Genomic DNA, 8,238 nt, shown 5'->3' with positions numbered 1-8,238 from the left:
AGAGACCCAGGCCGAGAGGGCGGCGGCGAGGCCGTAGAGGGTGAAGGCGAAAGAGGCCTGCGCCGGGCTGAAGCCCAGCTCCTTGATGTAGTGCGAGAGGAAGGCGAGTTCAAAACCGTCGCCGGTCATAAACACGGCGATGGCGACGTATCCCCAGATAAGATTCAGCGGCAGACCCATCCACTGTTTGTGATTAACGGACATGGTGACCTCGTTGTTGTAGGGTGCAGGAGAATCACTCCGGCAGTTTCGCCGGAGCGTCATATGTCTTATTGCTGTCGAAAATCTCGGTCGTTGAGGTACAGAGACTGGAAATGGGCGTAACGCGGCATCAGCGCCTGATGACGCTGCGGATCCGCCTGCCAGGTTTGCCAGATTTCCGGCTTATAGCAAACACTTGCCAACGGTTTGCCCGCCGCCAGGCAGGCCAGCCGCGCCGCTCCGAGCGCGCCGCCGGTTTCCCCACCTTTATGCGTCACCACCGGCATCGCCAGGATATCCGCCAGCAGTTGCGCCCAGAACGGACTGCGGGCGCCGCCGCCAACCAGTGAGCACTGGTCGATACGGGTTCCGCTCTCCTGCAACACGCGCAGGCCGTCAGCAATACCGAAGCTCACTCCCTCCAGCACCGCATATCCCAGTTGAGCGCGCAGGCTGGCATGGGTCATTCCCCAGAACATACCGCGCGCCAGAGGATCGTTATGCGGGGTACGCTCGCCGGAAAGATAAGGCAGGAAGTATGGCGCATTGGCTTTTTCGTCTGCGCTTAACTGGGCAATCTCCTCCAGTAGCGCCACTTCGGTGGTACCGGTCAGACGACAGAACCACTGCAGACAGCTGGCGGCGCTGAGCATCACGCTCATCTGATGCCACAGGTTCGGTAGCACATGACAGAAAGCATGCACCGCCGACTGCGGCGCCGGACGATAGCTGTCGGTGACGACAAACAGCACGCCGGAGGTACCCAGCGAGATAAAAGCGTCTCCCGGCGACACCGCGCCAACGCCAATCGCGCTGACTGCATTATCGCCGCCGCCCCCCGCCACCAGCACCGAAGGATTAAGCCCCCAGCGTTCGGCAATGTCTGCCGCCAGCGTGGCGGAAACGTCGCATCCTTCCACCAGTTCCGGCATTTGTTGCCGCGTCAGGCCGCACTTTTGCAGCAGCGCGTCGGACCAATCGCGTCGCGCGACATCCAGCCACAGGGTGCCGGCGGCATCCGACATATCGGAGACTTTTTTGCCGGTCATCTTGTAGCGCAGAAAATCCTTCGGCAGCAGTACGCAGGCGGTACGGGCAAAATGCTGCGGCTCATGACGCCGCACCCACAGCAGTTTCGGCGCGGTAAACCCCGGCATCGCCAGATTACCGGCCACCTGATGCAGCTCCGGCGCCATCTCCTCAAGCTCGGCGCACTCCTGCGCGCAGCGGGTATCGTTCCATAAAATCGCCGGGCGAATCACTTCGCCGCTGGCATCCAGTAGCACGGCGCCGTGCATCTGTCCGGAAAGGCCGATGGCTTTAATCGCCGACCAATGGCTCGCGCACTTCTCGCGTAGAGTGGCAATCAGATATTCTGTCGCTTCCCACCACGCCTGCGGCGATTGTTCAGACCACTGCGGATGCGGCCGTTGAATGGTCAATGGCGCGCTATGGCTGGCGACGACCGCATTGTTTTCATCCAGCACCAGCGCTTTAACTTCCGAAGTGCCGAGATCGATACCTAAATACATAGCGCCTCCTGCTGGGTCAGCGCGTAGACGGCGGCGATTTGCTCACGCAGCAGCGCGTGGAAATCCGCCGATTCCGCCAGCTCGCCAAACAGGGCTTTATCACCGGCGTACTGGGCGATCGGGTCAGGCGAATTAAACATGGCGTGTACCGCCGATTCATCAAGAATTCCGTCCTGGTACTGATACGGTAAAGCCCCTTTATGCCACTGCTGCATAAAGACGAAGAACAGCGCCGGCAGCATGGCGGTAGCCTGCGGGCGCACGCCGCGCTGATAGCACTCCTGTAGGGTTGGGGCGATCATCGCCGGGATTTTTGAGAATCCATCGGCCGCCACCCGCTGGTTGGTGTCCTGGATATACGGGTTGGTAAAACGCTTGAGTACCACGTCGCGGTAGGTTGCCAGGTCGATACCGTTATCGCCCAGACACGGAATCACATCTTCACTGACGTAACGGTCAGCAATAGCGTAGATGGCATCGGTAAGCGTACTCTCGTGAATATATTGCTGCCCCAACAGCGTTCCCGCCCAGGCGATACAGCTATGCGACGCGTTAAGAATGCGAATCTTCGCCTCTTCATAGGGGATAACCGACGCCACCATCTCCACGCCCACCGTCTCAAGCGCCGGGCGCTCAGCGCGGAAATTATCTTCTACTACCCATTGAATAAAGGTTTCGCCCATCACCGGCGCTTTATCATCGATGCCGGTTTGCGCTTTGATACGTGGCGCCAGATCGGCGGCCGGGCGCGGCGTGATACGATCGACCATCGTGTTTGGGCAGGTCGCGTTCTCCGCCAGCCAGTCAATAACCTGCTGTTTACCGGTCAGCTGCAGAAATTCCACCAGTCCATCATGGAAACGTTCGCCGTTGTGGCGCACGTTGTCGCAGTTAAGCAGCGTCAGCGGACCAGCATCGGCGGCGATACGTTTTTCAAGAATCCGGGTAATAGTGCCGTATATGGTTTTGCAATCCCCCTGCAAATCGGCCTGCAGATCGGCGTTGCTGGTTTCAAGGCGATGTTGCGTATTGAGGTAATAGCCCCCTTCCGTCACCGTGAAAGCAATGACTTTAGTCTGCGGATTCGCGCCTTCATCAATCAGCGGCTGCAGCCCCGCCTGCCACGGCAGTAATTTTTGAATTGAAGCGATCTCTTCGTATTCGCGCTCCCCTTCCGGGCTCACCGTTTCCAGAACGTAGCGCCCTTTCTGCGCCGCCAGCGCCTGCACCACGTGCTCGGCGTCATTGCGAATATTGCCCGCCGCGATATGCCAGCGCGAATCGCCGGAAACCCGCAGCCGATGCAGGTACCACGCCTGATGCGCGCGATGGAAAGAACCGAGACCGATGTGAAGCCATGTGAATTGCGTATTCATGTTCTGCTCTCCTTGAGGTGATGCGGCTCACTGTAGATGATCATTTGAATCAAATAAGAGCTACGGATCACAAAAGAGCAATTACCCATTAAAATTACAAATGACCAAAATAGAGCAAAAGCTTGCCTGTTTTGAAAACCGCAGCCAAAATGCGGGTATCTGCGCTACTGCGCCCGCGTATTTAAGGCAGGACACCGTGAGTAAAGAAGACGACATCAGGCTGGATCAGAAGGTCCGCGCCGCATGGATGTACTACATTGCCGGTCAGAATCAGAGCGAAATCGCCAGCCATCTTGGCACCTCAAGGCCGGTGGTCCAGCGCCTTATCGCCGCGGCGAAAGAAGAAGGGATTGTGTCGATTGGCTTGCATCATCCGGTAGCGAACTGCCTCGATTATGCGCAGTTGTTGCAGGAAAAGTATCAACTCATCGAGTGCAATATCGTGCCGACCTACAACGAAGAGAGCACGCTGGATAGCGTTTCCTTCGGTTGTTATCAGTTGATGGCCCGCTACCTGCAGAGCGATAACGCCAAAATAATCGGCATTGGTTCTGGATTAACGCTGAAAAAGACCATCCAGCGCATTGATTTCGATAGCCCGAACAGCCGCTGCGTGGCGCTGATTAGCGCAATGAACGATGAAGGAAAATGCAACTACTACGATGATGTGCCGTTGCTGCTGGCGCGGAAAATTCAGGCCAACTACTACCAGTGGCCCGCGCCGCGCTATGCGCAAACCCGTCAGGAACATGAGATGTGGTGCGGCAGCCGCCTGTTCAGCAACGTTTCTGCCGCAGCGCAGCAGGCGGACGTTATTTTCGTCGGTATCGGCCCATTGGGTACCCAAAGCCCGATCTTCAAAGACGGGTTTATTAATAAAGTCCAACTGGATGAACTGACGGCGCGCGGGGGCATCGGCGAGATCCTCGGCCGCTTTATCGATGCCGACGGCTCCGTCGTCGACAGCGAAATTAATCGCCTGATCACCAGCTACGATATCCGCCAAAACCAGTGCCCGCGGATAGCCGTCGCCTGTGGCGAGAACAAGCGCCCGGCGATCCTCGCGGCGTTAAAAGGCGGCTGGATTAACGGCTTGGTGACCGATGAACATACCGCCCGCTGGCTGCTGACGCGCTAGCGCCAGCGGTTTTTCAGGCCAGGTGCTCGCGGCTGCTAATCAGCAGCGGCGGGATCTCTACCCGCTGCTGGCTGGCTTCGCCTGCGTCAATGATATTAAATACCGCTTCCAGCATCGCCGGGACGTTCTGCTGCACCATGTCAATATCGTGACCCAGCAGATAAACAAACGGATCCCAGTCAAAACAGCCCATCGGCGGCTGCTCGACGCCGGTCAGCCCCAACTGCGCCAGCCATCTCACCACCCCTTCCAGCGAGATGGTCGAGTTAACGAAGAAACCCTGCAGATGTTCATCGGCGCTTTTAAAACGCGCCTGCATACAGGCTTCCACTTTGCCTTTTGAATAGCCCGGAGAAAGAATGTTTTCTTCCGGCACGCTCATGCCGCGCGCCGCATGAGCATCGCGAAATCCGCGTAAACGCTCCAGAGTGTTGTGGTCGCTGCTGCGCCCGCCGACAAAATACAGCGGCGCCAGTTTGCCGTGGCGATTGAGACTGTTATCAAGAATTTTATCGGTCAACGCGCGGGCGCCCGCGTAGTTATCTGAGATCACCGACGGCGCGGTGGAGCCCGGCAGGTCAAGGTTAACCGTCGGCACCCCCGCCTGCTGACATAGCTCGGTAATTTTATCCGGATTAGTCGCCCCGGTCGCCACCACCCAGTCCACCTGCCAGGAGAGCATCGCTTTCACCGCTTCGATTTCCAGCTCGGGTCGACGGCGAGTACAGGTAATAATCGGCAGCAGGCCGCGCTCACGCGCCATCTCTTCAAAGCCTTCCGCCACTGAACCAAAATAGCGGTTGTCGTATTTGGGGACAATCATCCCGATGACATGCGATTTTTTACTGCGCAACATGCTGGCCTGGCGATTAATCGCGTAGCCCTGCTCTTGCGCAATGCGCGTCACTTTTTCCGCAAGTTTGGCGCTGATACGGCGTTTTTTCCAGTTGCCATTGAGGATCGCGCTCACCGCGCTTGCCGAAACGCCGGATAATTCCGCCAGATCGTAGATAGTGATTTTTTTCATTTTCCCAACTTGCGTCACAAATTCATTTCGCTGTTAATTTCCCCACTTGCTCAATCGATGAAGCTGGCGCAACATTAGCTTCATCGATTGAGCAACCATGACGCTCGCTAGCGTATACACTCAATACTTGTTCAGACATCAGCAAATTGAAATAAATGGTGCTGATATTCAATAGCTTAACTTAGTTACTCCTGCTCTGACAGGCCAGATTGTTGTAGCAGGTAACCGCTCCTCAACCTCGTCGAGACCAGCTTGGTGAGCAAAACAGACAACATGAAGGATTATAAAATGAACCACTCCGTATCCTCTATGAATACTTCTCTTAGCGGCAAAGTCGCCGCGGTCACCGGCGCCGCTTCCGGCATTGGTCTTGAATGCGCGAAAACCCTGCTTGGCGCGGGCGCGAAGGTGGTTCTGATCGACCGTGAAGGCGAAAAGCTCAACAAGATTGTGGCAGAGCTTGGCGAAAACGCTTTTGCCTTACAGGTCGATCTGATGCAGGGCGAGCAGGTGGATAAGATCATTGACGGCATCCTGCAACTTGCCGGCCGTCTCGATATTTTCCACGCCAACGCTGGCGCTTACATTGGCGGCCCTGTCGCTGAGGGTGACCCGGACGTCTGGGATCGCGTGCTGCACCTCAATACTAACGCCGCCTTCCGCTGCGTGCGTAGCGTGCTGCCGCATATGATCGCGCAAAAATCCGGCGATATTATTTTCACCAGCTCCATCGCCGGCGTGGTGCCGGTTATCTGGGAACCTATCTATACCGCCTCAAAATTCGCCGTACAGGCGTTTGTTCATACCACCCGCCGCCAGGTTTCCCAACACGGCGTCCGCGTCGGCGCGGTACTGCCGGGCCCGGTGGTTACCGCCCTGCTCGATGACTGGCCGAAAGAGAAAATGGAAGAAGCGCTGGCTAACGGTAGCCTGATGCAGCCTATCGAAGTTGCCGAATCGGTGCTGTTTATGGTCACCCGTTCGAAAAACGTCACCGTACGCGACCTGGTTATTCTGCCTAACAGCGTTGATTTATAACCCCCGGTATCGGTGACTAAAAGGACGATTTTATGAATGGCGAGACTCAAACCATTATCGGCGTCGATGTCGGCTCCGGCAGCGTGCGCGCCGGGGTATTTAACCTCAGCGGCGAACTGCTGGCCCACGCCACCCGGGAGATCACCCTCTTCCGCAGCGCCGGCAGCGTGGTGGAACAATCCAGCCGCGAAATCTGGCAGGCGGTTTGCGACTGCATCAAACGCGCGGTCGTAAAGGCCGCCGTCTCTCCGCACTCGGTTGCCGGTATCGGCTTCGACGCCACCTGCTCGCTGGTGGTAATCGGGGAGAATGACGCGCCGCTGGCCGTCGGGCCCAGCGAAGAGGCAGATCGCAATATTATCGTCTGGATGGATCACCGTGCCACCGAACAGGCGGAACGCATCAATGCCACCCGCCATCCGGTGCTGCAGTACGTCGGCGGGACTATCTCTCCGGAAATGGAAACACCGAAGCTGCTGTGGTTGAAAGAAAACCGCCCGCAGATCTTTGCCGCCGCGCGTCATTTCTTCGACCTGGCCGACTATCTCACCTGGCGCGCGACCGGCGATCTGGCCCGATCCGTCTGTACCGTCACCTGTAAATGGACCTATCTGGCCCATGAAAAACGCTGGGATGCCGATTACTTTCGCCAGATTGGCCTCGCAGAGCTGGCGGATGAAGACTTCGCCCGTATCGGCCAGCGTATCGTCGATCCGGGAACGCCATGTGGTGATGGGTTAACCGCGGCGGCGGCTGAAGAGATGGGCCTGCCTGTCGGTACGCCGGTGGCGGTCGGGATGATCGACGCCCATGCAGGCGGCATCGGCACCGTCGGCGTACTCAACGGCGCGGTGAATAATATGGCCTACGTCTTCGGTACCTCCTCCTGCACCATGACCACCACCGAGAAAGCGGTGTTCGTTCCAGGGGTCTGGGGTCCTTACTATTCGGCGATGGTACCGGGTTACTGGCTGAACGAAGGCGGACAAAGCGCCGCCGGCGCGGCTATCGACCAGTTACTGAGCTTCCATCCGGCGGCGGCAGAAGCGCGTGAACAGGCCAAAGCCGCCGCCGTTCCGCTGCCGGTCTGGCTGGCGGATCGCGTGCTGGCGCAGGTTGCCTCGCCGTCGGAGGCGGTGCAGCTGGCAGATGGACTGCATGTCGTACCGGAGTTTCTCGGCAATCGCGCACCGCTTGCCGACCCCCACGCGAAAGCGCTGATTGCCGGGCTGGGGATGGAGCGGGATCTTGATAACCTGACCGCGCTGTACGTCGCCGGATTATGCGGAATTGGCTACGGCCTGCGGCAGATCCTCGATGCCCAACGCGCCTGTGGTATTGAGAGCGAAAATATCGTTATCAGCGGCGGCGCGGGGCAGCACCCGCTGGTACGCCAACTGTTGGCCGACGCCTGCGGCGTGACCGTGGTCGGCACCGCCAGCAGCGAACCAGTATTGCTGGGCTCCGCCATCCTCGGCGCCGTCGCGGGCAACGTCGCCGCCTCGCTACCGGACGCCATGAAGCGGTTCACCAGAGTGGATAAAACCTATCGCAGCGAGACGGCGTTTAGTCCGCTGCATCAACGCAGGTATGAGGCCTACAAAGCGCTACAACAGGCCGGTCGGCTAATCCGCGAATAACATACCTCTTTAATTTAATAACAATAATGCTCCGCTGTTATACAGCGGAGCCGCTCCTCTGCATCCTGAAATCGAGGTTAACATGTCCGTTAATAACAAACAGTGGTTCGGTCTGCCGCTGAACCTTATCTGGGGATACGTCGCCATCGCCGTGTTTATGACCGGCGACGGTTTTGAACTCGCCTTCCTCTCGCACTACATCAAGGAACTGGGCTTCAGCCCGGCGCAGGCCTCTTTCGCCTTCACCCTCTACGGCCTCGCCGCCGCCCTCTCGGCCTGGGTCTCC

The 8,238-nt window shown here is 58.0% G+C and carries 6 protein-coding genes and 2 pseudogenes; 4 read left to right on the top strand and 4 right to left on the bottom strand.

The annotated features are described in order from the left end of the window. The 3 genes and pseudogenes from PGR79_RS23710 to dalD form a co-directional block, all read right to left on the bottom strand. A pseudogene (locus PGR79_RS23710) lies at window positions 1–204 on the bottom strand (cytochrome C biogenesis protein CcdA); the annotation flags it as partial. A gap of 65 nt (window positions 205–269) precedes the next feature. Beyond that, window positions 270–1,733: a xylulokinase gene (xylB, locus tag PGR79_RS23705; RefSeq protein WP_113375073.1), complete on the bottom strand. Its 1,464-nt coding sequence runs from the start codon at window positions 1,731–1,733 to the stop codon at window positions 270–272. Next, window positions 1,724–3,109, bottom strand: coding sequence for a D-arabinitol 4-dehydrogenase (dalD, locus tag PGR79_RS23700; RefSeq protein ID WP_113375072.1), 1,386 nt, complete (start codon window positions 3,107–3,109; stop codon window positions 1,724–1,726). Before dalD ends, xylB begins: the two co-directional genes overlap by 10 nt. Window positions 3,110–3,305: 196 nt before the next feature. Here dalD and PGR79_RS23695 point away from each other — a divergent pair, with 196 nt between their 5' ends. Beyond that, window positions 3,306–4,247 (top strand): sugar-binding transcriptional regulator, encoded by a 942-nt coding sequence (locus PGR79_RS23695; protein WP_113375075.1) that lies wholly within the window; start codon window positions 3,306–3,308, stop codon window positions 4,245–4,247. Between the two features lie 13 nt (window positions 4,248–4,260). Here PGR79_RS23695 and PGR79_RS23690 read toward each other — a convergent pair whose 3' ends face one another. Then, entirely contained in the window at window positions 4,261–5,274 is a 1,014-nt protein-coding gene (locus PGR79_RS23690) for a LacI family DNA-binding transcriptional regulator (RefSeq protein WP_087859656.1), read from the bottom strand. Window positions 5,275–5,562: 288 nt separating this feature from the next. On the opposite strand from PGR79_RS23690, the gene PGR79_RS23685 reads away from it, so the two are divergent. The 3 genes and pseudogenes from PGR79_RS23685 to PGR79_RS23675 all read left to right on the top strand — a co-directional run. Next, window positions 5,563–6,312, top strand: a complete 750-nt coding sequence (locus PGR79_RS23685) for an SDR family oxidoreductase (RefSeq protein ID WP_015365771.1) — start codon at window positions 5,563–5,565, stop codon at window positions 6,310–6,312. Between the two features lie 32 nt (window positions 6,313–6,344). Continuing rightward, entirely contained in the window at window positions 6,345–7,952 is a 1,608-nt protein-coding gene (locus PGR79_RS23680) for an FGGY-family carbohydrate kinase (protein ID WP_113375071.1), read from the top strand. Between the two features lie 82 nt (window positions 7,953–8,034). Continuing rightward, window positions 8,035–8,238: pseudogene (locus PGR79_RS23675) on the top strand (cytochrome C biogenesis protein CcdA); the annotation flags it as partial.

The sequence above is a fragment of the Klebsiella sp. 141161 genome, assembly GCF_050600815.1.
Taxonomy (GTDB): Bacteria; Pseudomonadota; Gammaproteobacteria; order Enterobacterales; family Enterobacteriaceae; genus Klebsiella; species Klebsiella aerogenes.
The sequence above is the reverse complement of the archived record's forward strand: the minus strand, read 5'-3'. Positions and strand labels throughout refer to the sequence as shown.